The 24,797-nt window shown below is 71.7% G+C and carries 16 protein-coding genes; 8 read left to right on the plus strand and 8 right to left on the minus strand.

Annotated features, from left to right (window positions below; genetic code table 11):
• Positions 1–9: 9 nt before the first annotated feature.
• Complete coding sequence (locus ACIRF8_RS13260) at positions 10–2,193, minus strand: hypothetical protein (RefSeq protein ID WP_404214084.1); 2,184 nt, start codon at positions 2,191–2,193, stop codon at positions 10–12.
• Between the two features lie 187 nt (positions 2,194–2,380).
• On the minus strand, positions 2,381–3,247 hold the full coding sequence (locus tag ACIRF8_RS13265) for an NAD(P)H-binding protein (protein WP_404214086.1): 867 nt from the start codon (positions 3,245–3,247) through the stop codon (positions 2,381–2,383).
• Between the two features lie 115 nt (positions 3,248–3,362).
• Here ACIRF8_RS13265 and ACIRF8_RS13270 point away from each other — a divergent pair, with 115 nt between their 5' ends.
• A complete protein-coding gene (locus tag ACIRF8_RS13270; RefSeq protein WP_404214088.1) occupies positions 3,363–4,070 on the plus strand; it encodes a TetR/AcrR family transcriptional regulator in 708 nt (235 codons plus the stop codon).
• 69 nt (positions 4,071–4,139) lie between these two features.
• Here ACIRF8_RS13270 and pulA read toward each other — a convergent pair whose 3' ends face one another.
• Entirely contained in the window at positions 4,140–9,452 is a 5,313-nt protein-coding gene (gene pulA, locus ACIRF8_RS13275; RefSeq protein ID WP_404214090.1) for a pullulanase-type alpha-1,6-glucosidase, read from the minus strand.
• A 253-nt stretch (positions 9,453–9,705) separates the two neighbouring features.
• Between pulA and ACIRF8_RS13280 the strand changes: the two genes are divergently transcribed.
• Positions 9,706–11,775 carry a carbohydrate-binding module family 20 domain-containing protein gene (locus tag ACIRF8_RS13280; RefSeq protein ID WP_404214092.1) on the plus strand — a complete coding sequence of 690 codons (2,070 nt, stop codon included), beginning with the start codon at positions 9,706–9,708 and terminating at the stop codon, positions 11,773–11,775.
• Positions 11,776–11,833: 58 nt separating this feature from the next.
• Here ACIRF8_RS13280 and ACIRF8_RS13285 read toward each other — a convergent pair whose 3' ends face one another.
• The 4 genes from ACIRF8_RS13285 to ACIRF8_RS13300 form a co-directional block, all read right to left on the minus strand.
• Positions 11,834–13,495 (minus strand): alpha-amylase family glycosyl hydrolase, encoded by a 1,662-nt coding sequence (locus ACIRF8_RS13285; RefSeq protein ID WP_404214094.1) that lies wholly within the window; start codon positions 13,493–13,495, stop codon positions 11,834–11,836.
• A gap of 62 nt (positions 13,496–13,557) precedes the next feature.
• Entirely contained in the window at positions 13,558–14,478 is a 921-nt protein-coding gene (locus ACIRF8_RS13290; protein ID WP_404214096.1) for a sugar ABC transporter permease, read from the minus strand.
• A gap of 19 nt (positions 14,479–14,497) precedes the next feature.
• Positions 14,498–15,493: a carbohydrate ABC transporter permease gene (locus ACIRF8_RS13295; protein ID WP_404214098.1), complete on the minus strand. Its 996-nt coding sequence runs from the start codon at positions 15,491–15,493 to the stop codon at positions 14,498–14,500.
• A gap of 98 nt (positions 15,494–15,591) precedes the next feature.
• On the minus strand, positions 15,592–16,866 hold the full coding sequence (locus ACIRF8_RS13300) for an extracellular solute-binding protein (protein ID WP_404214100.1): 1,275 nt from the start codon (positions 16,864–16,866) through the stop codon (positions 15,592–15,594).
• A gap of 328 nt (positions 16,867–17,194) precedes the next feature.
• On the opposite strand from ACIRF8_RS13300, the gene ACIRF8_RS13305 reads away from it, so the two are divergent.
• The 6 genes from ACIRF8_RS13305 to ACIRF8_RS13330 all read left to right on the plus strand — a co-directional run bounded on the left by ACIRF8_RS13305 (position 17,195) and on the right by ACIRF8_RS13330 (position 24,130).
• Positions 17,195–18,289, plus strand: a complete 1,095-nt coding sequence (locus tag ACIRF8_RS13305; protein WP_404214102.1) for a LacI family DNA-binding transcriptional regulator — start codon at positions 17,195–17,197, stop codon at positions 18,287–18,289.
• A 518-nt stretch (positions 18,290–18,807) separates the two neighbouring features.
• Positions 18,808–19,995 (plus strand): hypothetical protein, encoded by a 1,188-nt coding sequence (locus tag ACIRF8_RS13310; protein ID WP_404214104.1) that lies wholly within the window; start codon positions 18,808–18,810, stop codon positions 19,993–19,995.
• Positions 19,992–22,199 carry a tetratricopeptide repeat protein gene (locus ACIRF8_RS13315; RefSeq protein WP_404214106.1) on the plus strand — a complete coding sequence of 736 codons (2,208 nt, stop codon included), beginning with the start codon at positions 19,992–19,994 and terminating at the stop codon, positions 22,197–22,199. The genes ACIRF8_RS13310 and ACIRF8_RS13315 overlap by 4 nt, the downstream gene beginning before the upstream one ends.
• Positions 22,196–22,753 (plus strand): flavin reductase family protein, encoded by a 558-nt coding sequence (locus tag ACIRF8_RS13320; protein WP_404214108.1) that lies wholly within the window; start codon positions 22,196–22,198, stop codon positions 22,751–22,753. The genes ACIRF8_RS13315 and ACIRF8_RS13320 overlap by 4 nt, the downstream gene beginning before the upstream one ends.
• Before the next feature lie 121 nt (positions 22,754–22,874).
• Positions 22,875–23,357, plus strand: coding sequence for an Lrp/AsnC family transcriptional regulator (locus ACIRF8_RS13325; RefSeq protein WP_404214110.1), 483 nt, complete (start codon positions 22,875–22,877; stop codon positions 23,355–23,357).
• A gap of 53 nt (positions 23,358–23,410) precedes the next feature.
• On the plus strand, positions 23,411–24,130 hold the full coding sequence (locus ACIRF8_RS13330) for an HAD family hydrolase (RefSeq protein WP_404214112.1): 720 nt from the start codon (positions 23,411–23,413) through the stop codon (positions 24,128–24,130).
• Here ACIRF8_RS13330 and ACIRF8_RS13335 read toward each other — a convergent pair.
• Positions 24,078–24,782 carry a TetR/AcrR family transcriptional regulator gene (locus ACIRF8_RS13335; protein ID WP_404214114.1) on the minus strand — a complete coding sequence of 235 codons (705 nt, stop codon included), beginning with the start codon at positions 24,780–24,782 and terminating at the stop codon, positions 24,078–24,080. The two genes, ACIRF8_RS13330 and ACIRF8_RS13335, sit on opposite strands and share 53 nt — an antisense overlap.
• Between the last annotated feature and the right edge of the window lie 15 nt (positions 24,783–24,797).

The following is a 24,797-nucleotide window of genomic DNA, read 5'->3' on the forward strand; positions in this document are numbered from 1 at the left end:
CCCGCCCGGTCAGCCGAATCCGATGTGCTGGGTGCACGTGCAGCGCTTGAGCGGCTGCCGCGCCTGTGCCCGGTCCCCCCACTCGCGGGCCACGCGGGCGAGTTGCTCGGCGCCCTCGGCCGCCTTGTCCGCGTCGGCGCCCTCGGGACCGCGCCCCGCCACGGTCTCGTCCGCGATACGGGCCAACTCCTCGCTGAGCCCGCCCAGTTCGTCCCTGAGGATGCCCGGGACCGTGTCGGCAAGGGGCCAGGTCCGTTCGCCGCTCAGCCATGCGGCGTGCAGCAGCCGGTCGATCCTGCGGCGCCGGGCGTCACCCGGCACATGGATCTCGCCGTGGGCGCGGTCGAGGCGGAGGTCGTCCCTGCCGAGCAGGGGCGCGTCGGCGATGGCCAGCAGCTCCTCGCACCAGGCGCGCGCGGAGCGGGTCAGGAAGGTCTCCGACAGGTAGCGCGTGACGTGCTCCACGCCGTCCGAGGCGAGCAGATGGTGCATGCGGTGGGCGGCGGCGGTGCCGAAGCGGCCGTCGGCGTGGTCGTCACCGAGGTCGCGGTAGTGCCCCTGGAGGACGGCGTGGGCGGTGTGCCAGGCGCCGCCCTCCGGCCGCATGCGGTACAGGCGGCGCATGAGCAGTCGGCGCAGGCCGAGGTCGCCGATGAAGTGCCGGGGGCAGGGCGCCCAGCCGCTGTCCTCCAGGAGTTCCGCGGCGCGGTACGCGGTCAGCGGGTTCTCGCGGCCCTCCTGCGCGGCTCGCAACACGGCCTGGGCGCACTCGGCGTCGTGGGCGACCGAGAGATGGCTGAGCAGGTCGAGCCAGCGCGCGCGGTGGGCGGGCGGCAGCTCCTCGGGGTGCTGCCGTACGACCAGTTCGTCGAGGAGCGTGTCGGCCACCTGAGCGCATTCGGCGCCGGGAAGGCGGCTGTCCAGGAGCGACCAGTCGGTGCACCGCTCCCACTGCTCCACGGGCAGGGCGGCGGTCGCCTCGCCGAGCCGGGTGACGATCAGCGGCCGTCCGGCGCTGAGCCGGTGGATGCCGGTGTCGATGCGCAGGCGCGCGGCGTGGCCGGGGTCGATGCCGACGTACCAGCGCTCGCTCGCGGTGCGCTGCTCCTCGCGTGTCAGGCGGGGCATCCGGACCAGCAGCACGCCGTGCCACAGGGGGGCGCCGTCGGGGGCGGTGCCGGTGGGGCGCGTCCAGCGCGGGAGTCCTCCGGCGGAGGCGTCCCACACCGCCGGGGCCGCCGGGTCGTCGCCCGCGTGGTACAGGAAGCGGCCACCGTCCTCCCGGCGGGCCGTCGCCATGATCACGAGGCGGTCGAAGCGCTGCCGCTCGCGGTCCTCCAGGACCGGTCTCAGTATCTGGCGGCCCAGGGCGGTGTCGGCGTGGTCGAGCAGCAGGACGGGCCGGCCGGAGCGGGAGACCCGCCCGCGCATCGAGCGGTGGGCGGCCTCGATGTCCTCGCGCAGGGCCCGGAACAGGAAGCCTTCCGCGACCCGGCGCGCCTCCCCGCCCCGCTGGAAGTCGGCGGCGAGGCCTCTCAGGCCCGAACGGGGTTGGCCGCCCGCGCCGGGGTAGGTCCCGTAGAACTCGGTGAGGGTCTTCCTGCCGTCGGTGGAGGTGCGGGCAAGGAGTCCGTCGATGAGCGCGTTGACGAACGGGCCGAGTACGGGGTTGGTGACGAGGCCCGCGAGGAAGCCGGCGTAGTTCTTGACGGTGCCGCGCAGCACCCCGCGCCAGAACGAGGCCGGGGGCAGCAGTTCGTCGAGCCGGCGCACCTCGTCCACGAGGAGGTGCGCGGCGGCGCGGCCGTCGCTGGCCGCCACGGCCGCGAGACCGGCGTACAGCCGCGGCACCGGGATCGGCCCCCCGTCACCGTCCCAGTCGTGGAAGTCCAGGGCTATCTTGCGCAGCACTTCGGTCGACTCGGAGCGGGTGCGCACCGGTTCGTCCGGCGGGATCCGTAACTCGGCCGCGGCGCAGTCGACGTGGGCGACGGGGACGCGCGGCTTGAAGTGGTGCTGAACGGATCTGAGCAGCCGCCCCTTGCCCATGCCGGGGCCGCCCACCAGCAGCACGACGGGCAGGTCGGGGCCGAACAGGGGCTCTTTGTTGCGTCCTGTCCGTGTCCGCCCGACGAGCCGCGCGATCAGGCCGTCGTGGGCGAGCAGCGCGTCGAATCCGAGATCGTCCCCCACTGGCTCCTCAGCCCTCAGCCCTCAGCCGGTGCGGGTGCCGTCGTCGGCGCCGCCTCCGGTCGGATCTTCGTGCGATCGGCCGTCAGGTTAGCGAAGAGGCGGGGTTCGTGCGCCGCATTCGCGCAGGTCTGCGCGAATGCGGCGGGGCCACCGGAGCGTCGTGCCGCCGCCGCGCGGGCCCGCGCGGTCAGCCGGCCGCGGCGATCGCCTCCTTCAGTACGTCGCGCAGGGGCGTCGGCACGTGTCCGGTGAGGGTCGCGAGGGCGGGGTCGACCGCCGCGAACTCGCCTCGGCGGCTCGCCGCGAACAGGCCGGTGAGCAGGTCGGCTTGGTCCTTGGGCAGCCCGTGCGCGACGAGCCCCGCGCGGTACTCCTCGTCGGGGAGGACGATCCGCTCGACGGGGCGTCCCGCGACGTCGGAGGCGAGGGCCGCGATGTCGGCGAGGTCGAGGGCCTCGGCGCCGGTGAGCGCCGGGGTCGGGCCGTCGAGGCGGCCCTCGTCGGCCAGGAGGAGCGCGGCGGCCTCGGCCAGGTCGGCGTGGGCGGTCCAGGAGACCGGCCCGTCCTGCGGGGCGACGAGCCGCCCGGTGCGGACGGCGTCGCCGAGCAGCATGACGGCGGAGGACGCGTAGAACCCGTTGCGCAGGGCCGTGTAGGCGACGCCCGTCTCGCGCAGCGCCCGCTCGGTGGCGGCGTGGTCGGGCATGGGGGCGAAGAGCGAGGTCGGGCTCGCGCCCATGTGGCTCGTGTAGAGGACGCGGCGGGCGCCCGCGGTCACGGCCGCCTCGATCGCGGCGCGGTGTCCGGTGACCGCGGCTCCGCCGGTCGCGTCGGTGGAGACGATCAGGACCTGGTCGGCCCCTTCGAAGGCGTGGGCCAGGGTCGCGGGTTCGGCGAAGTCGCCGCGACGGACGCGTATACCGCGTTCACGCAGGTCGCGGGCGTTGTCGGGGGTGCGGACGCTGACGCCGATCCGGTGGGCGGGGACCCGGTCGAGCAGCCGCTCGACGATCTCCCGGCCGAGCCGGCCGGTGGCTCCGGTAACGATGATCATGACGCCTCCAGGGGCGGGGAAAGAGGGAGGGGCGGTCGCGATTAGCGCCGCTAACGCTATCTACGCTAACACCGATACGTTATCGGCGCTAACGGTTCACTGTTACCGTTGCCGCATGAGCGTCGACGAAGTCACCGCCGAGGGCGGCCCCCGCGCACGGATCCTCGCGGCCACGACCGCGTTGCTGGCCGAGGGCGGCGAGGAGGCCGTGTCGACGCGCGCGGTCGGCGCGGCGGCCGGGGTGCAGGCCCCGACGATCTACCGCCTCTTCGGCGACAAACAGGGGCTGCTCGACGCGGCGGCGGCCGAGGGCTTCGCGGCGTACCTCAGCGACAAGAAGGAACTCGAACCGACCGACGACCCGGTGGCGGACCTGCGCGCCGGCTGGGATCTGCACCTCGGCTTCGGGCTCGCCAATCCGGCGCTCTACCGGCTCATGTTCGGCCGTCGGCGGGCCGGCACCGCGCCGCCCCCGGCCGCCGTGGCCGGTTTCGAGGTGCTCGCCGGGCACATCCGCCGGATCGCCGAGGCGGGCCGGCTGAAGGTCACGGAGGAGCGGGCCGCGCAGCTCGTGCACGCCGCGGGCGGCGGTACGACCCTCACCCTGCTCGACCAGGACCCGCAGCGGCGCGACCTCGGCCTGTCGGTGCTCGCGCGGGAGGCGGTCGTCGCGGCGATCACCACCGACGCCCCGACGGCCGAGGCGCCGGGCCCGGTCGGCGCGGCGGTCGCACTGCGCGCGGCCCTGCCGGGGACGACGGCGCTGACCGGCGCCGAGCAGACGCTGCTGCGCGAGTGGCTGGACCGGATCGCCAGGACATAGCGACGGCGCGGACCCGCTCGGGGTCCGCGCCGCGGAAGGGGGGACGGACGCTCGGTCAGCCGGGGCGGCTCACTTGCCCCGGAACACCGCCACCGTACGCGCGGGTACCGTGAACGTTCCCGAACTCGCCTCGTACGACGACGACTTCACGACGTCGTCCGAGCCGCCCGCCTGTGTCGGATGCAGCCGGTACCCGGACCCGGCGAGCGCCGCTACCGTCTGGCTCTGCCGCCGCGGCGTCGCGTTGAGGACGACGACGAGGTCACCGAGGCGCATGGTGATGACGCCCGGCGTCTCGCCCTTGCCGGACAGCGGGAAGGAGAGGGCCTTCTGCACCTCACCGGCCGTGGCCAGGTGGAAGGCCGGCTCCGCCGTACGGATCGCGAGGAGGTCCCGGTACGCGGCGGACGTGGCGCCGATCTCCTCGCAGCCGGGCACCGGAACCGACGCCAACAGGGGCTTCGCGTAAGGCCACTTGGCCTGGTTGTCGGCGGCCGGGGGCAGGCCGCGCCCGAACCCGTTGCCCGACCGGCAGTCCCAGTGGATCGCGTTGAACCAGTCGCCGCTGTCGAACGAGTTCCGGTCCAGGGACTTGGACCGCAGCAGGTCGGTGCCCGCCTGCGAGAGGGCCGGTCCCTGCGACAGCGCGGCCGTCGCCATGGCCAGGACCTGCATGCGCGAGCGGTCCGCCGCACTCGTCGTCGCGGGCAGCTTGTACGTCAGCGCGTCGTACAGGGTCTCGTTGTCGTGCGCGTCGGCGTAGGCGAGGGCGTCACCGGGAGCGTTGGCGTATCCGGCGGGCGCTCCGTTGTAGTCGACGTCGGAGCCCTTCACCCTCTTCCCGTCGCTGTCGGTGAACGCGTAGGCCCCGAGGCTGCCCGACAGGCCCACCTTGATGAGGTCCTGGTAGTGCAGGAGGCGGGCCTTCTGCTGGTCCGGCGTGCCGTTCGCCGCCGAGGAGTTGGGGTCGGTGTAGAGGCCGGACGCGAAGCCCTGCACGCCCGGGTCCTCGTCGAAGGGGCTGCCGCCGCGGACGGCGTCGCGGGCCCGGTCGGCGAAGGTGGCGATGCCGGTCCCCGCCATGTTCTTCTGCGTGGCCTGCACGAAGCGGGCGTCGTCGGCGATCTCGCCGAAGTTCCAGCCCTCGCCGTAGAGGATGATCTTCTTTCCGTCCACGCCGTCCTCGGCGACGGTGAGCGCGTCCAGGGCCTTCCTGACGGCGAGGATGTTGGCCTTGGGGTGATGGCCCATCAGGTCGAAGCGGAAGCCGTCGACCTTGTACTCCTTGGCCCAGGTGACGATGGAGTCGACGACGAGCTTGCCCATCATGGCGTTCTCGGGTGCCGTGTTGGCACAGCACGTGGAGTTGGCCACGGAGCCGTCCGCCATGAGCCGCTGGTAGTAGCCGGGCACGATCCGGTCGAGCACGGACGTCCTGGCCTGGCCCGCGGCGGCCGTGTGGTTGTAGACCACGTCCATGACGACGCGGAGGCCGTCCTCGTTGAGGGACTTGACCATCTGCCGGAACTCGACGGTGCGCCGGGTGCCGTCCGGGTCGGTGGCGTACGAGCCCTCGGGGACCGTGTAGTGGTACGGGTCGTAGCCCCAGTTGTACGCGTCCTTCGCGGCCGTCCCCGCCACGCACTGCTGCTGCCGGTCGCTGTCTGCGGCGTAGGACGTCAGGTCGCAGCCGGGCACGGCCTGGTCGGACTTCCTCTCGGGGACGGTGGCGATGTCGAAGGCCGGCAGCAGATGCACGTACGAGGTGCCGGAGCGGGCCAGTGCGCGCAGGTGCTTCGAGCCGTCGCTGTCCTTGTCGGCGAAGGCGCGATAGGTGCCCCGGTCCTCGCGGGGTGTCGTGGTGTCCCCCACCGAGAAGTCACGGATGTGGAGTTCCTGGATCTGCGCGTCCTTCATCGCGACGGCCTCGGGCTTGCGCAGCGCCGTCCAGCCCTTCGGGGCGAGGGAGGCGTCGTCCAGGTCGACGACGAGGCTGTGCTCCGAGTCCGCGTCGAGGGCCACCGCGTACGGGTCGGTGACCTTGTTCGTGACCGTCCTGCCGGCACTCGGGGCCCAGACGGTCACGGCGTAGCGGTACTGCCGGCCACGCCAGGCCGCCGCCGGACCCGTGACCGACCACACGCCGCTCGCGGCGTCGCGGCGCATCGCCCGCTCCTTGCCGCCGAGGTCGAGACGGACCTGCCGCGCGGTGGGCGCCCACACGGACAAGGTGACCTTGCCGCCCTCGAACACCTGGCCCAGAGCGGCTTTCTCGGCGCGGCCCGCGTACACGTCGTCCAGGACGCCGGGCGTCTGGACGCCGGTGGCCGCGAGCAGGGCCCCGTTCGCCGCGCGCTGCGTCGCGATGAGCTGGCCGCGCAGCGCCTCGCGCACCCGGTCGCGGTCGCGAGGGTCGACGGTGAACGCCGGATAGTCCTTCAAGTGCGGGTACTTCGCCTTCTGGGCGTCGTTCAGCGCGCCGGGGTTCAGCCGCAGCCAGTGGCCTTCGTCGCTCAGGGCTCCGTCCCGGACGGTGATGCCGCCCTCGGGGGCGTAGACGAGCTGCTGGCTGGTGGCGGCGGTGGCCGTCACCTTCCAGACGACGGTGTCCGCGTCGATCCACTGCGCCCGCGCCTCGGAGAGGTCCAGGTCGGCGCCCGAACCGACCGAGGGCACCAGGTAGGCGGCGGCGCCGGAGTCGAGCCACACCTCCTTGCCGTAGGTGGCGAAGTCCAGGGCGCGGTCGGTCGGGATGTCCTTCTCGTCGCCCTTGTGGAGGATGTAGTTGAGGGTCGTCGCGCCGTCGGCGAGCGGCACCTCGAAGATCAGGCCGTAGGCGTCCTTCCCCGTGGGGGCCAGCGGCTTCGACCAGTCGGTGGGGTGCGCGGCACCGGTCCAGGTGTGCAGGCCCCAGCCGTCGTAGTCGCCGTCGGCGCGGTGGACGTGGACGACGGCCTTCTTCTCGTCCTGCGGCGGGTAGGCGCCGTCGGGGCGCGCCGTGGCCTGGCCGTCCTTGCCCTGCTCGACCCAGACCTCGCCGCTCTTCGCGAGGGCGACGGTGCGCCGCGGTCCGTCGGAGACGCCGTCCTTCTCGATGCTGTACGTCAGTGCGCTCGCACCGTCCGGAACCTTGACCCAGGCGAAGGCGCCGTAGGCGTCACGGCCGATGAACCGGCCGGTCTCGTCGCCCGACGTGAGGGTCCAGCCGTCGTAGTCGCCGTCCGTGCGCCTGTAGTGGACGACCAGGTGGTCGCGGTCGACGGCCGAGGGCTTCTCGGGCGTGGGCGGCTGCCCCGCCGTCGAGGCGGCGAGGGCGCTCGCGGTGCGTCCGGCACGGTCCACCACCACCGCCTTGTACCGCAGCGGGGTCCCGGCCGCCACGGTGTCCGGCAGGTACTGGGTGATCCGGTACGGGGCGTGGTCGACGGAGCCGAGGGTGCGCCAGGCGCCGTTGCCGACCTGCGCGGCGAGGACGACGCGGGCGGAGGCGGTGGAGCCGGGGTCGGCGGAGAGGGTGACCGTGCCGGTGGCGCCCGCGGCCGGGGCCGTCAGGGAGAGGGTGGGCGCGCCGGCCGGCGCGGGCAGCTTGTTCTCGGCGCGCAGGACGAGGGACGACAGGGCGGGGACGGTGACCTCGACGTGACCGCCGGACGCGCGGACCGTGCCCGAACCGCCGTACACCGCACGGAACTTCGCGGACTCGACGGGCAGCTCGACCGTCTTCGGCCCGGTCGCGTTGTTGACCGCCACCACGTACTCGCGGTCGGCTCCGGTGCGCGAGAAGGCGTACACCGAGTCCTTGGCGTACAGCTCACGCTGTGCGCCGTCGGCGAGCGCCGGATTGTCCTTGCGAAGCTTCGAGAGCGCCGCGATGGTACGGAACAGCGGGTGCGCGGTGTCGTACGCGTCGTCGGCGTGGGTGCGCCCGGTGCCGAGTTCGTCGTCGTCGAGGTAGTCGGCGACCTTGGAGCCGAACATCGTCTGCCGGGCGTCCTTGTCACCGCCCGCCCCGGTGAAGCCCTGCTCGTCGCCGTAGTAGACGACGGGGTTGCCGCGCGACAGGAACATCAGCTCGTTGGCCAGCTTGTCGCGTCGCAGCAGCTCGGTGTCGGGGGCGGCCGGGTTGTCGGCCTTCAGGAAGGTGCCGACGCGGCCCATGTCGTGGTTGCCGAGGAAGGTGACCTGCTCGTAGGCGTTGGCCTTGTCGGTGGCGTACTTGTAGTCGTCGGCGAAGACCTTGGCCAGCTTGTCGGCGGAGGCGCCCTGGGAGGCGTAGGCGCGGGCCGCGTCCTGGAAGGGGAAGTCGAGCGTCGCGTCGAGGCGACCGCGCGTCACGTAGGGGGCGGTGACGTCGGTGTCGGCGGAGTAGACCTCGCCGAACATGAAGAAGTCATCACGGCCGTGCGCGGCGGCGTACCGGTCGAGCGCCGTCGCCCACTGCGTCCAGAACTCCAGGTTCACGTGCTTCGTCGTGTCGATGCGGAACCCGTCGACGGCGAAGTCCCGCACCCACGTCCGGTAGATGTCCGCCATGCCCCGGACGACCTCGGGCCGCTCGGTCCACAGGTCGTCGAGGCCGGAGAAGTCTCCGTACGTGGTCGACTCGCCCTCCCAGGTGGAGTCGCCGCGGTTGTGGTACATGGTCGGGTCGTTGAGCCAGGACGGGACCAGGCCGCCGGCGCTCTTCGGGGTGTAGGGGAAGGAGTCCGCGTCGACCTTCGCCATGCCGTCCGCGTCGTCGAAGGGGCGGCCCTCGGTGTCGAGGTAGGGGTAGGCGCCCTTGGGGCGGTACGTGTACGTCTTCTCCGCGTAGTCGACGGTGTCGGCGGTGTGGTTGGTGATGACGTCGAAGAAGACCTTCATGCCCTTGGCATGGGCCTTGGCGATGAGGTTCTTCAGGTCGGCGTTGGTGCCGAAGTGCGGGTCGACCTGGGTGAAGTCGGTGATCCAGTAGCCGTGGTAGCCGGCCGACGCGTCCTTGCCCTCGCCCTGCACCGGCTTGTTCTTGAAGATCGGCGCCAGCCATATCGCGGTGGTGCCGAGGTCCTTGACGTAGTCGAGCCGCTTCGTCAGGCCCTTGAGGTCGCCGCCCTGGTAGAAGCCCTTGTCGGTCGGGTCGTAGCCGGTCGCGAGGCGGGAACCGGTCAGGCCGCCCTTGTCGTTGGCGGTGTCGCCGTTCGCGAAGCGGTCGGGCAGCACGAAGTAGTACTGCTCGCGCGTCAGGTCGTGCCGGGCCGGTGCGGCGGCCAGTTTCGCGTCGGACGGCGGCGCGGGCGGTGCCGCGGCGCGGGCCGCGAGCGGCTGGGCCAGTGTCAGCAGGAGCGCGGCGGCCGCGGTGTACGCGGCGACCCGTCTGTGCGGGGTGGGAACGGTGCGGCTCAAGGCGGAACTCCTCGCGGAAACAGGGCTCTTGGAGTGCGTGAATCCGGGGCGCGGGCGGGCGGCACCGGTCCGCCGCGTGACCGTATCGCTTGCGGGAACTTTGCTGCAAGAGTTCTGCAACTCATAGCAAGAACTTTCAGCACAGTTATTGACGGAGCCTTCCGGGCTCCTCCACTCTCACGGTGCGCCACCCGTCCCCCTCCCCCGCGGACCGGCACGGACGGCCGGCAATCCCCACACTCAGGAGCCGCACATGCGACCTATCCCCACCCCGCCACCCCGCAGAAAGCACCGCACCGCCACCGTCCTCGCCGTCGGAGCCCTCGCGCTCGGCGGCGTCGTCACCCTGCCCGCGCAGACCGCGTCCGCCGCCGACACGGGCGTCAGGAACGGCGACGTCATCGCCAACCTGTGGTCATGGAACTGGAAGTCGGTCGCCAAGGAGTGCACCGACGTCCTCGACCCGGCCGGCTACGGCGCCGTGCAGGTCGCCCCGCCGGAGGAGTCCCTGAAGCAGACCGACTACCTCTGGTGGGACGTCTACCAGCCCTACTCGTACAGCCTGGACAGCCGGTTCGGCAGCGCCGCCGACTTCAAGAGCATGATCGACACCTGCCACGCGGCGGGCGTCGAGGTCTACACGGACGCCGTCATCAACCACACGGCCGCCCAGACCGGCACCGGCTACGCGGGCACCAGGATCGGCAACAAGTACGACACCCCCGACTTCGACCCCGCCGACAGCGACGACTGCACGAAGACCATCGCCAACTGGGGGGACCAGCACGAGGTACAGCACTGCGAACTGCTCGGGATGCCCGACCTGGACACCTCCGAGCCGGGGGTCCGCGCCAAGATCGTGGGCTTCCTGAACAAGCAGATAGACCTGGGCGTCGACGGGTTCCGCGTCGACGCCGCCAAGCACATCGACGCGGCCGACATGCGGGCCATGGTGGGAGCGCTGCACACCACGAAGGCGGGCGACGCCCCCTACATCACCCAGGAGGTCTATCCGGGCAACCCGCCCGCCCTGGGCGACTACTACGCGAGCGGTGACGTACTGGACTTCACCTACGCGGCCGCCATGAAAGCGCAGTTCGGGGGTGGCGACATCGCCAACCTCGCCTCCTTCGGCTCCAGTTGGGGGCTCGCGAACGAGGCGGACTCCAACTCGTTCGTCACCAACCACGACACCGAGCGCAACGGCTACTCCCTCAGCTACAAGGACGGCGCCACAGCGGTGCTCGCCAATGTCTTCCACCTGGCCCGCGGATACGGCCGCCCCTCGGTGTACGCCGCCTGGAACTTCGGCCAGAGCGACGAGGCGCCCCCCAACAGCGGCGGCTTCGTCTCCGACACGAACTGCTCCTCCGGCTGGACCTGCCTGGACCGCGACACCGCCGTCTCCGGGATGATCGCCTGGCACAACGCGGTCGCCGGTGCGTCCGTCGCCCACTGGCAGTCGCCCGCCTCCAACGTGATCGGCTTCTCCCGGGGCGGCGGCTTCGTCGCGCTCAACAACTCCTCGTCGGCGCACACGTACACCTACACCACGGGCCTCGCGGACGGCACGTACAAGAACGTGATCGACGGCGGCGCCACCTCCGTCACCGTCTCCGGTGGCCGGGCCGCGCTCACCGTCCCCGCCAAGGGAGCGGTCGCCTTCTACGACGGCACCTACGACTGCAAGGTCAACTGCGGTGGCGGTGACGGCGGTTCGGGCGGTGGCACCACCGTCACGGCCTCCTTCACCGAGTACGCCCCGACAACCCCCGGCAGCGACGTGTACGTGGTCGGCTCGACCGCGTCGCTCGGCTCCTGGAACACGGCGAACGCGGTGAAGCTCTCCTCGGCCGGCTACCCCCTCTGGAAGAAGGACATCGCCGTACCCGCCGCGTCCTCGATCGAGTACAAGTACCTGAAGAAGGACTCCGCCGGGAACGTCACCTGGGAGTCGAACGCCAACCGGACGCTGCGGACGAGCAGTTCGCCGGCCGCGGTGAACAACTCCTGGAACCTGGCCGACGCGAACGCCACGGATGTCAGGTTCACGGCAAGCGCGACGACCGGCACCGGCACGAACGTCTACGTCACCGGTTCGCTGCCCTCGCTCGGCTCCTGGAACCCGGACGACGCGATCCCGCTGTCGTCGGCCTCCTCCCCCTCCTGGGGCAGGACGGTGATCGTCCCCAAGGGCACGACCTTCACGTACAAGTACCTGAAGAAGGACGCCTCGGGGAACGTGACCTGGGAGTCCGGCGCCGACCGGTCCCTCACCACCGGCTCGGGCACCGGATACACGGTGAACGACACCTGGAAGTGATCCGCGGCAGGGCATGAAGGAGGGGGCCGGCGCGACGCCGGCCCCCTCCTTCCGCGTGCTACACCGTCTCCCACCACACCGTGGTGTCCGCGGGCAGGTCGAGGCGGTCGTCCTCCACCGTCACCGGGGCGGAGGCCAGCAGCACCCGGCCGGGCGCGGCGACGCGGACGGGCGCGCCGGTCGTGTTGACCGTGCAGGCGAACCCGGGCCGCTCGAAGAAGAGGACGCCCTCGGGGACGTCGTCGCGCCAGGTCACCTCGGAGCCGGCGCCGAGGCCCGGCTGGGCGCGGCGCAGGGCGAAGGCCGAGCGGTAGAGCTCCAGGGTGGAGTCCGGGTCGCCGGTCTGCGCCTCGACGCTCAGCGCTCCCCAGGTGTCGGGCTGCGGGAGCCAACTGCCGCCGTCGCCGAAGCCGTACGACGGACCCTCCACGGTCCACGGGATCGGCACCCGGCAGCCGTCGCGGAAGCCGTCCTGGCCCTGGGCGCGGAAGAACGACGGGTCCTGGCGCGCCTCGTCGGGCAGGTCGGTGACGTCGGGCAGGCCGAGCTCCTCGCCCTGGTAGACGTAGGCGGAGCCGGGCAGGGCCAGCATGAGCAGGGTGGCGGCGCGGGCGCGGCGCAGGCCGAGTTCGCGGTCGCCGGGGGTGCGGATCTGGGTGCCGCCGGGCGGGTTGGCGTAGCGGGTGGCGTGCCGGGTGACGTCGTGGTTGGAGAGCACCCAGGTGGCGGGGGCGCCGACCGGCCGCATCGCGTCGAGGGTGTTGTCGATGATGGCGCGGAGTTCGGCCGCCTCCCACGGGGCGGACAGATACTGGAAGTTGAACGCCTGGTGCAGCTCGTCGGGGCGGACGTAATGGGCGGTGCGCTCGACGGTCGGGGTCCACGCCTCGGCGACGAACACCTTGTCGCCGTCGTACTCGTCGAGGATCTTGCGCCAGGAGCGGTAGATCGCGTGGACGCCGTCCTGGTCGAAGAACGGCATGACGTCGTTGCCGAGCAGCTTCACCTGGTCGTGCGCGCCGAGGTCCGGCAGCCCCTCGGCCTTGACGAGGCCGTGGGCGACGTCGATCCGGAAGCCGTCGACGCCCATGTCGAGCCAGAAGCGCAGGATGGAGCGGAACTCGTCGGCGACGGCCGGGTGCTCCCAGTTGAAGTCGGGCTGCTCGGGCGCGAAGAGGTGCAGGTACCAGTCGCCGTCGGGCAGCCGCGTCCAGGCGGGGCCGCCGAAGATGGACTCCCAGTCGTTGGGCGGGAGTTCGCCGTCCGCGCCCTTGCCGGGGCGGAAGTGGTAGCGGTCGCGCAGCGGCGATCCGGGGCCCTCGGCGACGGCTCGCCTGAACCACTCGTGCTGGTCCGAGGAGTGGTTGGGCACGAGGTCGACGATGACGCGCAGACCGAGTCCGTGCGCGTCGCGGATGACCGCGTCGGCGTCGAGGAGCGTGCCGTACATGGGGTCGACGGCCCGGTAGTCGGCGACGTCGTAGCCGCCGTCGGCCTGCGGGGAGGCGTAGAAGGGGGACAGCCACACCGCGTCGACACCGAGGTCGCGCAGGTAGGGCAGACGGCGGCGGACGCCTTCGAGGTCGCCGGTGCCGTCGCCGTCGCTGTCGGCGAAACTGCGCGGGTAGACCTGGTAGATGACCGCGTCGCGCCACCAGTCGGTGGTCTCGCGGGTCGTGGTGGCGAACGCCGGGGACTCGTCGGTGGAGTGCTGAGTCATGGTGTCCTTGCTGCGTAAAGGAGCCGGCTACGGGTCGGTGTGCGTATGGGTCTTCTGGGTCCTCAGCCCTTGGTGCCGCCTGCCGTCAGGCCGGTGACCAGGTGCTTCTGGACAAGGTAGAAGAAGGCGGTGACGGGGACGGCGATCAACACCGCGGTGGCGGCCATGAGGTTCCACTGCGCGTCGTGCTCGCTGATGAAGCTCTGCAGGCCGACGGCGAAGGTGTACTTGGAGTCGTCGAGCAGGAACGTGGAGGCGAACGCGACCTCGGCGAACGCGGTGATGAAGGCGTAGAACGCGGCGACCGCGATGCCCGGCTTGGCCAGCGGCAGGATCAGCCGCCAGAACGTGCCGAACGGCGAGAGCCCGTCGATCCGGCCCGCCTCGTCGATGTCGACGGGCACGGTGTCGAAGTAGCCCTTCATCAGCCAGGTGCAATACGGCACGATCGTCGTGCAGTTGACGAGGACGAGCCCGAGGTAGCTGTCGATGAGGCCGAGTTCGGAGAAGATCTCGTACATCGGCACGATCAGGACGGCGATGGGGAACGCCTGCGTGAGCAGCAGGACCCACATCAGCGGCCGGTAGCCGGGGAAGCGCATCCGTGAGACGGCGTACCCGGTGGTCGCCGCGAACAGGACGCCGACGAGGGTGGTGCCGAGGGCGACGACCAGGGTCGACTTCATCCAGTCGAAGAAGCCGGTGTGCTGGAGCACGTACGCGTAGTTGTCGAGCGTCGCCTTGCCCGCGATGCCGCCGGGGTGCAGGTAGTCGTCCTTGTCGGGTCCGGCCGACAGGTAGACCAGCCACACGATGGGGAAGAGGGCGATCAGGCTCGCGACGGCGAGGACACCGTGCGACAGGGCGCTCGCCAGCGGTCCGCGCTCGCCGCGGCGGCGTGCGCGGCGCGCCTTCTCCGGGGCGGTCCGCGGCGTGGAGCGCTGCGCGGGGACCTTCGGTGCGGAGGCGGTGGTGGTGCTCATGGTGGGGGCTCCTGCGGCGTCAGACGGCGAGCTGCTCATTGCGCTTCAACCAGCGGTAGTAGAAGGACGTGAAGACGGTCAGGATCGACAGGAGCAGTACGCCGTACGCGGCGGACTGCGCGAAGTCCCGCGGTTGCTGTCCGAAGCCGAGGCGGTAGGCCCAGGTCACGAGGATCTGCGCGTCCGGGGCGGTGTTGCCGAACAGCAGGAAGATGATGGCGAACTGGTTGAACGTCCAGATCACGCCGAGCAGGACGACCGTGGAGCTGACCGAGCGCAGGCCGGGCAGGGTGATGTGCCGGAACTGCTGCCAGGCGCTGGCACCGTCCATCTCGGCGGCCTCGTACAGGGAGGCGTCGATGGACTGGAGGCCGCCGAGGAGCGAGATCATCATGAAGGGCACGCCGCACCAGGTGTTGACGAGGACCGCGGCGGCCTTCTGGAAGAAGGGGTCCTCCAGCCATTGCGGCTGGGGCAGGTGGAGCGAGCCGAGGGTCACGTTGATGATGCCGGAGTCGGCGAGCATGATCCGCCACGCGAAGACGGTGACGAAGGTGGGCACCGCCCAGGGCAGGATCAGCATGAGCCGGTAGAAGGTGCGTCCGCGCATCTTCTGGTTGAGCAGCAGGGCGAGGCCGAGTCCGATGCCGTAGTGCAGGGCGACGCACAGGGCGGTCCAGACGATGGTCCAGATGAAGTGCGACCAGAAGCGGTCGTAGGAGGCGGGACCCCACAGGATGTCGGCGTAGTTGTCGAGGCCGACGAACTTGTAGGTGGCGTCGATGTGGTTGACGCCGATGGTGCGGGCGGAGTTGAGGCTGTTGGCGTCGGTGAGCGTCAGGTAGAGGCCCCGCACCAGCGGGTAGCCCACGAGAACGCCGAGGACGACGACGACCGGGGCGATCATCACGTACGCGTACCAGTACCTGCGGTACGAGTCCTTGAGGCGCTGGATCGGTCCCCGGCGCGGCGTCGTGGGAACTCGGCGCGTCGGTCGGTCGACGGCGATGGTCATGGCGGAGCACCTTCTGGTCAGGGCGACGCCGGTCCGCGCCTTCCCCTCCGGGGCGCGGACCGGCCGAACTACGAGGCCGCACTACACGGCCGGGGCCGTCACTTGGAGAAGTCGGGCACGAGCTTGGCGAACGCGGTCTCCAGCGTGCCGAGGCCCTTGTCCAGGGGCTCCTTGCCGGTGGCGACCTTCGGGAGTTCCTGATCCATCGGCGTCCACAGCGAGCTGTACTCGGGCAGCTCGGGGCGGGGCCGGGCGGCGGTCAGCACCTTCTGGTAGCCGGCGATGCCCGGGTCGGCGGTGACCTTCGCGGTGTACGCGTCCGCGCGCGTGGGCAGCGTCGAGTTCTTCAGGGCGATCTGCTCCTGCGTCTTGGCCGACGTCATCCACTTCACGAACTTCAGCGACGCGCTCTGGTGCGCCTTGTCGGAGCCCGCGTAGACGGAGAGGTTGTGGCCGCCGGTCGGGGCGCCCGCCTTGCCGGTCGAACCGGCCGGGACGGTGGCGATGCCGAGGTTGGCCTTGTCCTTGAACGCGGAGCCCTTGTAGAAGTTGGTGATCTCCCACGGGCCCTGGACGATCGAGGCGACCTTGCCGTTGACGAACGCGTCCTGGATGTGGGCGTACGCGTCGGCGGTGGCGTCGGCCTTGTGCAGGCCCTTGCCGTCGAAGAGGCCCTGCCAGTCGGTCAGGCCCTTCTTCGCCTCGGCGGAGGCGATGGTGATCTTCTTGCCGGTGGCGTCGACGGTGTCGGTGCCCTCGCCGAAGAGGAACGGCTGGGCGTAGTAACCGGCCGTGGAGCCCCAGTAGCCGTCGGCGCCGGTCTTGTCCTTGATCTTGGCGGCGGCCGACTTCAGCTCGGCCCAGGTGGTGGGCGCCTTCGTGATGCCCGCCTTCTGGAAGAGGGCCTTGTTGTAGACGAGGGCGAGGGTGTCGGTGACCAGGGGGACGCCGTAGGTCTTGCCCTCGAACCGGGCCTGCTCGACGAGGCTCGCCTGGAACTTGTCCTGGTCGGCGAGGGCCTCGGTGCCGTCCAGCGGCAGCAGGTAGCTCTTCTTGGCGAACGCGGGGGTCCAGCCGACCTCGGCGCGCAGCACGTCCGGGGCGCCGCTGGCGCCGGCCGCCGTGTCGAACTTGTTCTGCGCCTGGTCGAAGGGGACGTTGACGTACTTGACCTTGACGTCGGGGTTGGCCTTCTCGAAGTCCTTGACCAACGCCTTGTACGTGGGCGCCTCGTTGGTGGCGTTCGACGTGTCCCACCATGTGATGGTGGTGGGGCCCGACGCCTTGCCGCCGTCGTCGTCGCTTCCGCCGCACGCCGTCGCCGCGAGTGCGAGGGACGCCACCACCGCGGTGGCCGCTATGCCACGCCGCATGAGATCTCCTAGAGGGTGAATGCCCGTGAGTGGGCGAGGAGAGGTCCCGTCCGCTCCTCTGGCCTACTTGCCGACCGCGCCGTCGCCGCCGCCGGGCGACGTGAACGTAACAGCGCGACAGGCCCGGCGAAAGACCTTGCAGCAAAATTTTGCAGCCACCGTGGCGAGTTATCGCTTCGTGACCCACAAGGAACGGACAAAAGGGGGGAGTTATGCCCGATTATTCACCGTTAGGTCGCTGTGCAAGGTCCTGCAAGCTCTTGCCACACGGTGGTGGCCCGGGGATCATCGGGACTCTTGACCTCAGAATGTCCCCTCAAGGAGTGCGATGACGCAGTTGCCCGCACAGGCGGCCCGGCGACCGGCCCCGTCCCCGCCCGGGACGGCGCGCCTCGCCGACATCGCGGCCCAGGCGGGCGTCAGTGAGGCGACGGTCAGCAGGGTTCTCAACGACAAGCCGGGCGTCGCGTCGGCCACCCGCCAGTCGGTGCTCGCCGCCCTCGACGTGCTCGGCTACGAGCGGCCCGTGCGGCTGCGCCAGCGCAGCGAGGGACTGGTCGGCCTGATCACCCCGGAGCTGGAGAACCCGATCTTCCCGGCCCTCGCCCAGACCATCGGGCAGGCGCTGACCCGCGAGGGCTACACACCGGTCCTGGCCACCCAGACCCCCGGCGGCTCCACCGAGGACGAGCTGACCGAGATGCTCGTCGACCGGGGCGTCACCGGCATCATCTACGTCTCCGGGCTGCACGCCGACACCACCGCCGACCCCGAGCGCTACGAGCGACTGCGGGCACAGGGCGTGCCCTTCGTGCTGGTCGACGGGTTCTCGCCGAAGGTACGGGCGCCGTTCATCTCGCCGGACGACCGGGCCGCGATGCAGTTGGCCGTCACGCACCTCGCCTCGCTCGGCCACCGCCGCATCGGGCTCGCGCTCGGCCCGAAGCGGTTCGTGCCGGTGCAGCGGAAGATCGAGGGGTTCGTGCGCTCGATGCAGGAGCGCCTCGGCCTCCCGCCCGACGAGGTCGAGCGCGACCTCGTCCAGCACTCCCTCTACACCCTGGAGGGTGGTCAGGCCGCGGCGTCCGATCTGATGGACCGCGGCTGTACGGCCGTCGTCTGCGCCAGCGACATGATGGCGCTCGGCGCGATCCGGGCGGCCCGGCAGCGCGGCCTCGAGGTCCCCGACGACATCTCGGTGGTCGGGTTCGACGACTCCCCGCTGATCGCGTTCACCGATCCGCCGCTGACCACGGTGCGCAAACCCGTGCAGGCGATGGGCCGGGCGGCGGTCCGGGCGGTCCTGGAGGAGATCGGCGGCACGCCCGCGCCGCACACCGAGTTCGTGTTCATGCCGGAACTGGTGGTGCGCGGTTCCACCGCGTCGGGGCCCGGAGTCAGAACACTGGGGGCGCGCGCCTGAACGCTACGCGCCCCTGCTCCGTACGGTGCGGTGAGTCCGGCTCAGGCCGGAGCAACGGGGGCCGTGCGGGAGGTACGGATGGTGCGCAGAGCGCTCCGCTGAGGCGGGCGGTACGGCTGTCGACGACGGCCGACCGTCCGCCTGATCATTTCTCACCCTTTCTCAGGTAATTCCTGAATTTCATTTTTCGAGCCCGGAGTGCCGCTTCGCGCTGCCCGAAAACAGTCAGGAATACCCTCTGAAAAATAATTACCGGATGCCTCTGTTCCCCGTTGACAGGCCGGATTACCGGCCTCAATGCTGGGAACACAACAGCGATTCCGGAACTTCGCAGAACTCCAATGCCCCGGAAGGGGGAAACGCCATGAAGAAGATTTCCGTCCGCAAGGCCGGTCCGATCCGTCTGACCACCGCCTGCTACTACCTCTGCGGCGACGCCGCGTAATCCGCCTCGCCACCGGTCGGAGCCGGACCGCCTTCGGGGTCCGGCTCCGATCATTCTCAGGGAGGTGCGCCTGATGGGCGCGACCGTATCTCTGCACCGGCTCACCATGGTGGCCGAGGACGACGGCGTGATGGTCGGCCGGCCCGACACCGGCTCCTACGCGGTGTTCCCCGACGAGGGCGCGCAGGCGCTGCGGATGTTCGCCGGGGGGGCGCCTGTCGAGGAGGTCACCGCCTGGTTCGAACGCACCTGCGGGGCACCCCTCGACCTGGACGACTTCCTGGAGACCCTGGCCGAACTGGGGTTCCTGCGCACCGACGACGCCGAGGTGGAGCAGCCGACCGTGCGCTGGCAGCGCTTCGCGCGGCTGCTGTTCTCCTGGCCCGCGGGGCTCGCCTACGGCGCCCTCGTCGCGGCCGCCGTGACCGAGATGGTCCGCGAGCCCGGGCTGCGGCCCTCGTACCACCACATGTTCTTCACGCACTATGTGTCGCTCATACCGATCATCGTCTTCGCCGTCGCGATCCCGTGCATCGTCCTGCACGAGGCGTTCCACGCGCTCGCCGGACGCCGCCTCGGCCTTCCCTCGACGCTCGGACTCGGCCGCAGGCTCTACTATCTCGTCGCCGAGACCCGGCTCGATTCCCTGCTCAGCGTCGAGCGCCGGAAACGCTATCTTCCGTTCTGCGCGGGCATGCTCGCTGATCTCATTCTGCTGAGCGGACTCACTCTTCTGTCGCATGTTCTCGACGGGCACGGTATTCCGTCGTGGATTCACAAACTCATGCTCGCTGTCGCCTTCACCTGTGTCCTGCGCCTCATCTGGCAATTCCTGTTCTATCTGGAAACGGACCTCTATTACGTGGTGACGACCGCGGCCCGCTGCACCGATCTCCAGAACGCGACCCGGTTCAGGCTGCGCACCGGCCTGCGGAAGTTGCTGCGTCTGACACCGCCCGTACCGGACACGCAGTGGTCCGCGCGCGATCACGCCGTGGCGCGCTGGTACGCGCCGCTGCTCGTCGCCGGGTACGGGTTCTCGCTGGCCTCGCTCGCCTGGGCGGGCCTGCCGACCGCGCTGCACTTCTGGTCGACGATCACCGACCGGCTGAGCGGCGCGCACACCCCGTTCTGGGACCTGGTCGACGCGGCCGGCTTCATCGCGCTGTCCGGGCTCCAGCTCGGGCTGCTCGTCCACGTCACCCTGCGGGACCGGCGCGGCCGGTCCCGGACCACCGCACCGCAAGGAGCCCTGACATGACCGCACTGCCGACCCGCGTGCCGACGCGTCACTGGTGGCTGGAGGCCGCCGCCGAGACCACGGACGCCGCACCACCGCCCACCGCGCACTTCCAGGTGCGCTGCCACCGCCGCCTGCGCGGCCCGTTCACCGCCGCCCACTTCCTGCTGCACCAGGCCGTTCCGCAACTGGTCGCGCGCGACAGCGAGTTGGTGGCCGCGGCGCGCGCCGCCGAGGTGGAGGCGATCGCACCGGAGCTGATGGCGATCGTGCCGACGCCGCCACAGACCCTCACCAACCTCGCCGACGCCAGGGAGCGCACCCGCTTCTATCCGGCGACGCGGGCGCTGCGCATCGCGCACGGTGTCGCCGAACTCCTCATGGACTGGGCCCGCGCCGCCCACCCCCGCGGCCTGACGCTCTCCTTCCGCGGCCTGGACGACGCCGACCCCACCGACCGCGATCTCGTCGCCGTACTGCTGCGGCGCTGCGACCCGGCCGTGCTGACCGTGGTCGTGGACGGCGCGGGGGCCGCCACCGACCCGCTCGGCCGGGCCCTGGCCGCACACGCCCACCGCGCGCCCCGCCTCCCGGTGGTCGATGCCGCGCTGCTGCCGGACACCGATCTCGCCCAGCTCTACATCGACATGGAGGGCACCAGCGAGGACGCCCGGCTGCGCCGCGCCTACGACGCACTGCCCGCCGACGAGCGCGCCCGCCGGCACACCGCGCGCGCCGCGCTGCTCGCCGGACGTGACGAGCCGACGCTGCGGCTCGCCGCAATCCCCTACCACCTGGAGCACGGCACGGACCCGGCCGGTGCCGGCGTCGCCGCGATCGCCGAGGCCGTGCACACCTGCTTCGACAAGGGGTTCTACGAAGCGGTCATCGACCTCGCCCGGCGCGGACGCGCCCTGCTCGACGCCGCCGAGCCCTCCCGTACGTACTGGAACCTGACGCACAAGATCGGTGCGTGCCTCTGCTACCTGGGGCGCGGGGCGGACGCGTTCGCCTACTTCGAGGAGATGCGGCGCGGCTCCACCTCCGCCGACGCCCACATGGGCACCGCGTATCTCATGGCGATGCTGTACACGCGGTTCCTGCCGAAGGAGGACCACGACGAGGACCGCGCCCTGGCCTGGGTGAACACCGCCATCTCGATCGCCGACGTGCACCCCGACCCGGACAAGCGGGTGCTGGTGCGAGCGTTCATGCGCAACGCGCGCGCCCTGGTCGAACTGCACCGCGGCAATGTCGACGGCTCGCTCGCGCTGGTCGACGAGGCAATGGCGATCACCGACTCCGACTTCGGCCCGGACGAGCAACTCCTGCACCGTTCCGTCCTGTTGTACAACCGGGCCCAGGTGCGCGGCGCCCGCCGCGACCACGCCGCCTCGCTCGCCGACTACGACGAGGTGATCCGCCGCGACCCGGACTACGGGGACTACTACTTCGAGCGGGCCGCCCAGCACCGGGCCCTCGGCAACACCCGCGCGGCGCTCGCGGACTACGCGGCGGCGATCCGGCTGACCCCGCCCTTCTACGAGGCCCACTTCAACCGGGCGGACCTACTGCGCGAACTCGGCGACGACGCGGGCGCCCTGCGCGACCTCGATCGCGCCCTGGACCTCGACCCGGACCATGTGGACTCCCTGGTGCACCGCGCCGACCTGCATCTGAGCCGCGGCGGTCTCGACAAGGCCCGCGCCGACATCGAGCACGGCCTGTCCCTAGCTCCGGCGCAGCCCCAACTCCTCGCGGCACAAGGCACCTTGCGCTCCGAGCTGGGCGACAGCAAGGCGGCGTACGCCAGTTACTCGGCGGCGCTGCGGGCCGACGCGCGCTGCGTGGCGGCCTGGGCGAACCGGGCCGTGCTCGCCTTCGAGGCGGGCCGGGCCGCGGACGCCGTCGAGGACCTGGACGCGGCGCTCGCGCTCACCGACGACACCGAACTGCGGGCCAACCGGGCCGTGGCGCTCCAGTCGCTCGGCGAGCACCGCCGGGCCGTCGCCGACCTGGACCGGGCCGTCGCGGCCCTCGACCACGACGCGGACCCGGAGCTGCTGTACCTGCGGGGCGTCAGCCGGTTCGCCCTGGACGACGAGAGCGGCGGCCTCGCGGACTGGCACGCGCACTGCGCGGCGTACGGCTCGGCCGACGCGTCGCCGCACGCCGAGGAGGTCCGCGCCCGTGTCGGGGCCGCGCCGCGGGAGGGCGCCGCGTGAGCCGGACCGAAGCCAGGCGCACCGAGGTGACCCGGCGGCTGACGTCCGTTCCGGCGGCCGGGCCGGTCGAACCGGCCCCGGCGGATCTCGTCCGGTCCGGCTTGCGCCGGCACGCCAAGGGCGTCGCCGTGGTGACGGTCGGCGGTGAACCGCCCGCCGGGTTCTGCGTGACGTCGCTGGCCTCGCTCTCCCTCGAACCGCCGCTGATGTCGTTCACGGTCGGCCTGCGCTCGGCGTCCTGGACCGCGGTGCGGGGAGCGACCTGGGTGATGGTGCAGCTCCTCGCCGCCGGTCAGGAGGAGGTGGCGCGGACCTTCGCGGGCCCGCGCCCCGCCCGGTTCGCGGCCGGCACGTCCTGGCACCGGGACCCCCTCGGGCTGCCCGCGCTCGACGGGGTGCTGGCCCGGTTCGTCCTCACCCCGGTCAGCTTCCGGCCGGTCGGCGACCACGCCCTGGTCATCGGGCTCGTCGTACGGGCCGCCCGGGTGTCGGACGCCGGACCGCTGGTGCACCACGACGGCCAGTTCGTCGGCCTGCCGGGGCCGGTCCGCTGACCGGCCGCCGCCACCCGGACGGGTCGGGCGCCGGACAACTGGCCGGGAAACCGGCGTACCGATCGGGCCATTGGTACAGTCAGCCGTGATCGTGGACGGAACCGGAGGGACCCGCACGCCCATGGCCGTGGACCAGCTCGACACCCGCATCCTGCGCCTGCTCCTCGAACAACCGCGGACCAGCGTCCGTGAGTACGCCCGCATCCTCGGGGTCGCCCGCGGCACGCTCCAGGCCCGGCTCGACCGGCTCGAACGGGACGGCGTGATCACGGGCGTGGCGCCGTCCCTCTCCCCCGCCGCCCTCGGCCACCCGGTGCTCGCCTTCGTGCACATCGAGGTGACGCAGGGCCATCTCAGCGAGGTCGGGGACGCCCTCGCCCAGGTGCCGGAGATCATCGAGGCGCACTCCATCACCGGCGGCGGCGATCTGCTGGCGCGGGTGGCGGCGCGCGACGCCGGTCATCTGGAGGACGTGGTCCAGCAGCTCAACCGGCTGCCAGGGGTGGTCCGTACCCGCACCGAGGTCGCGCTGCGCGAGCGCGTCCCGCACCGGCTGCTTCCGCTGGTCGAGGCGATCGGGCGGGCGGCACCGGAGCGCGGGTGAGGACGCCCGTGCCGGGGCCGCCCGACCACCGCCGGTCCCCCATGCTGGACGGCATGAACGCCTCGCACCACGACTCCCCGTACCGTTTCGGCGCCACAGCCGTCGTCCTCGACCTCGACGGCACCCTCGTCGACAGCGAACCCACCTACTACCGGGCGTCGCTCGCCACCCTGGCCCGGCACGGCGTCACGGACTTCACCTGGGCCGACCACGAGGCGTACGTCGGCATCTCGACGCTGGAGACCGTCAGGAGCTGGCGGCGCACGTACGGCATCGAGGCCCCGGCCGCCGCGCTCCTGGACGAGCTGAACGCCCGCTATCTGGACCTGGCCCGCACGGACACGCACGTCTTTCCGCAGATGCGGTTGTTCGTGGAGCGGCTGCACGCGGCGGGCGTCCCGATGATCGTGGCGTCGGGCTCGTCACCGCGGGCCATCGAGGTGGTCCTGAGCGGCACCGGCCTCAAGGCGTGGCTCACGCGGTACGTGTCGGCGGACGAGGTCGAGCACGGCAAGCCCGCCCCCGACGTGTTCCTGGAGGCGGCCCGCCGCCTCGGCGTGCCACCGGCGCGCTGTGTGGTCCTGGAGGACGCGGTGCCGGGCGTCGCCGCGGCGCACGCGGCGGGCATGCGCTGCATCGCGCTGCCGTACGTCGCCGCGCAGGCGGACGATCCGGCGTTCGCCACGGCGGACCTGCTGTTCGAGGGCGGCCAGGGGGAGTTCACGGCGCGGGAGGCCTGCGCGTGGCTGGAGCGGACGGCGCCGTCCGCCTGAACGGCCCCGGATCCGCCGCGTCCCCCGCGTCGGCACCGAGGAGGTGCAGGTACATGGCGGTGACGTCGCGCACCGCCTCGTCGTACGCCGCCGGGCGCGCGGCCACGAGCCGGGCGAACTCCACGCTCATGCCGCCGACGGCCCGGGCCAGGGTGAGCGGATCGACGACCGGCCGGGCCCGCCCCTCCTCCGCCACGCGGCGCACATACCGTGCGGCACGGCGCACCGGCCGCTCGCGGATCTCCTCCCACAGCGCGCGCACCTCGTCGTCGGCGCGGGCCTGCTGTTCGAGCAGACCGAGCAGGGGGAGATGGCGGGCGTAGGCGGCGATGAACGCGGCGGTGGAGGCCCCGGCGACCGCGGCCACGTCGTCGGGGTCGACGCCGGGCACGTCCTGCGCGGCGAGGAAGGCGTCGCGCACCCGCGCCGCGAGAACCCGGAACACCTCGTCCTTCGACGCGAAGTACACGTAGAAGCCGGCCCGTGAGATGCCTGCCCGCGCGGTGATGTCGGCGATGGTCGTGGGCCCGTGGCCGAGCCGCCCGAACACCTCCTCCGCCGCGTCGAGCAGCCGTCCGCGCGCCGGTGCGCCGGTCCGGTCCCGGGCGGTGCGCGTCGCCCATTCCTGTCGCTCCTGCCGCCTGCGTGCCACAGCGCCAGAGTATTG

Origin of the sequence: Streptomyces sp. NPDC102406, from assembly GCF_044765725.1 — a bacterium.
Classification (GTDB): domain Bacteria; phylum Actinomycetota; class Actinomycetes; order Streptomycetales; family Streptomycetaceae; genus Streptomyces.

Bases quoted from the DNA above. Each gene is read 5' to 3' on its own strand.
- ACIRF8_RS13265 (WP_404214086.1), bottom strand. From the start codon at position 3,247: ATGATCATCGTTACCGGAGCCACCGGCCGGCTCGGCCGGGAGATCGTC.
- ACIRF8_RS13270 (WP_404214088.1), top strand. From the start codon at position 3,363: ATGAGCGTCGACGAAGTCACCGCCGAGGGCGGCCCCCGCGCACGGATC.
- ACIRF8_RS13280 (WP_404214092.1), top strand. From the start codon at position 9,706: ATGCGACCTATCCCCACCCCGCCACCCCGCAGAAAGCACCGCACCGCC.
- ACIRF8_RS13285 (WP_404214094.1), bottom strand. From the start codon at position 13,495: ATGACTCAGCACTCCACCGACGAGTCCCCGGCGTTCGCCACCACGACC.
- ACIRF8_RS13290 (WP_404214096.1), bottom strand. From the start codon at position 14,478: ATGAGCACCACCACCGCCTCCGCACCGAAGGTCCCCGCGCAGCGCTCC.
- ACIRF8_RS13295 (WP_404214098.1), bottom strand. From the start codon at position 15,493: ATGACCATCGCCGTCGACCGACCGACGCGCCGAGTTCCCACGACGCCG.
- ACIRF8_RS13300 (WP_404214100.1), bottom strand. From the start codon at position 16,866: ATGCGGCGTGGCATAGCGGCCACCGCGGTGGTGGCGTCCCTCGCACTC.
- ACIRF8_RS13305 (WP_404214102.1), top strand. From the start codon at position 17,195: ATGACGCAGTTGCCCGCACAGGCGGCCCGGCGACCGGCCCCGTCCCCG.
- ACIRF8_RS13310 (WP_404214104.1), top strand. From the start codon at position 18,808: ATGGGCGCGACCGTATCTCTGCACCGGCTCACCATGGTGGCCGAGGAC.
- ACIRF8_RS13315 (WP_404214106.1), top strand. From the start codon at position 19,992: ATGACCGCACTGCCGACCCGCGTGCCGACGCGTCACTGGTGGCTGGAG.
- ACIRF8_RS13325 (WP_404214110.1), top strand. From the start codon at position 22,875: ATGGCCGTGGACCAGCTCGACACCCGCATCCTGCGCCTGCTCCTCGAA.
- ACIRF8_RS13330 (WP_404214112.1), top strand. From the start codon at position 23,411: ATGAACGCCTCGCACCACGACTCCCCGTACCGTTTCGGCGCCACAGCC.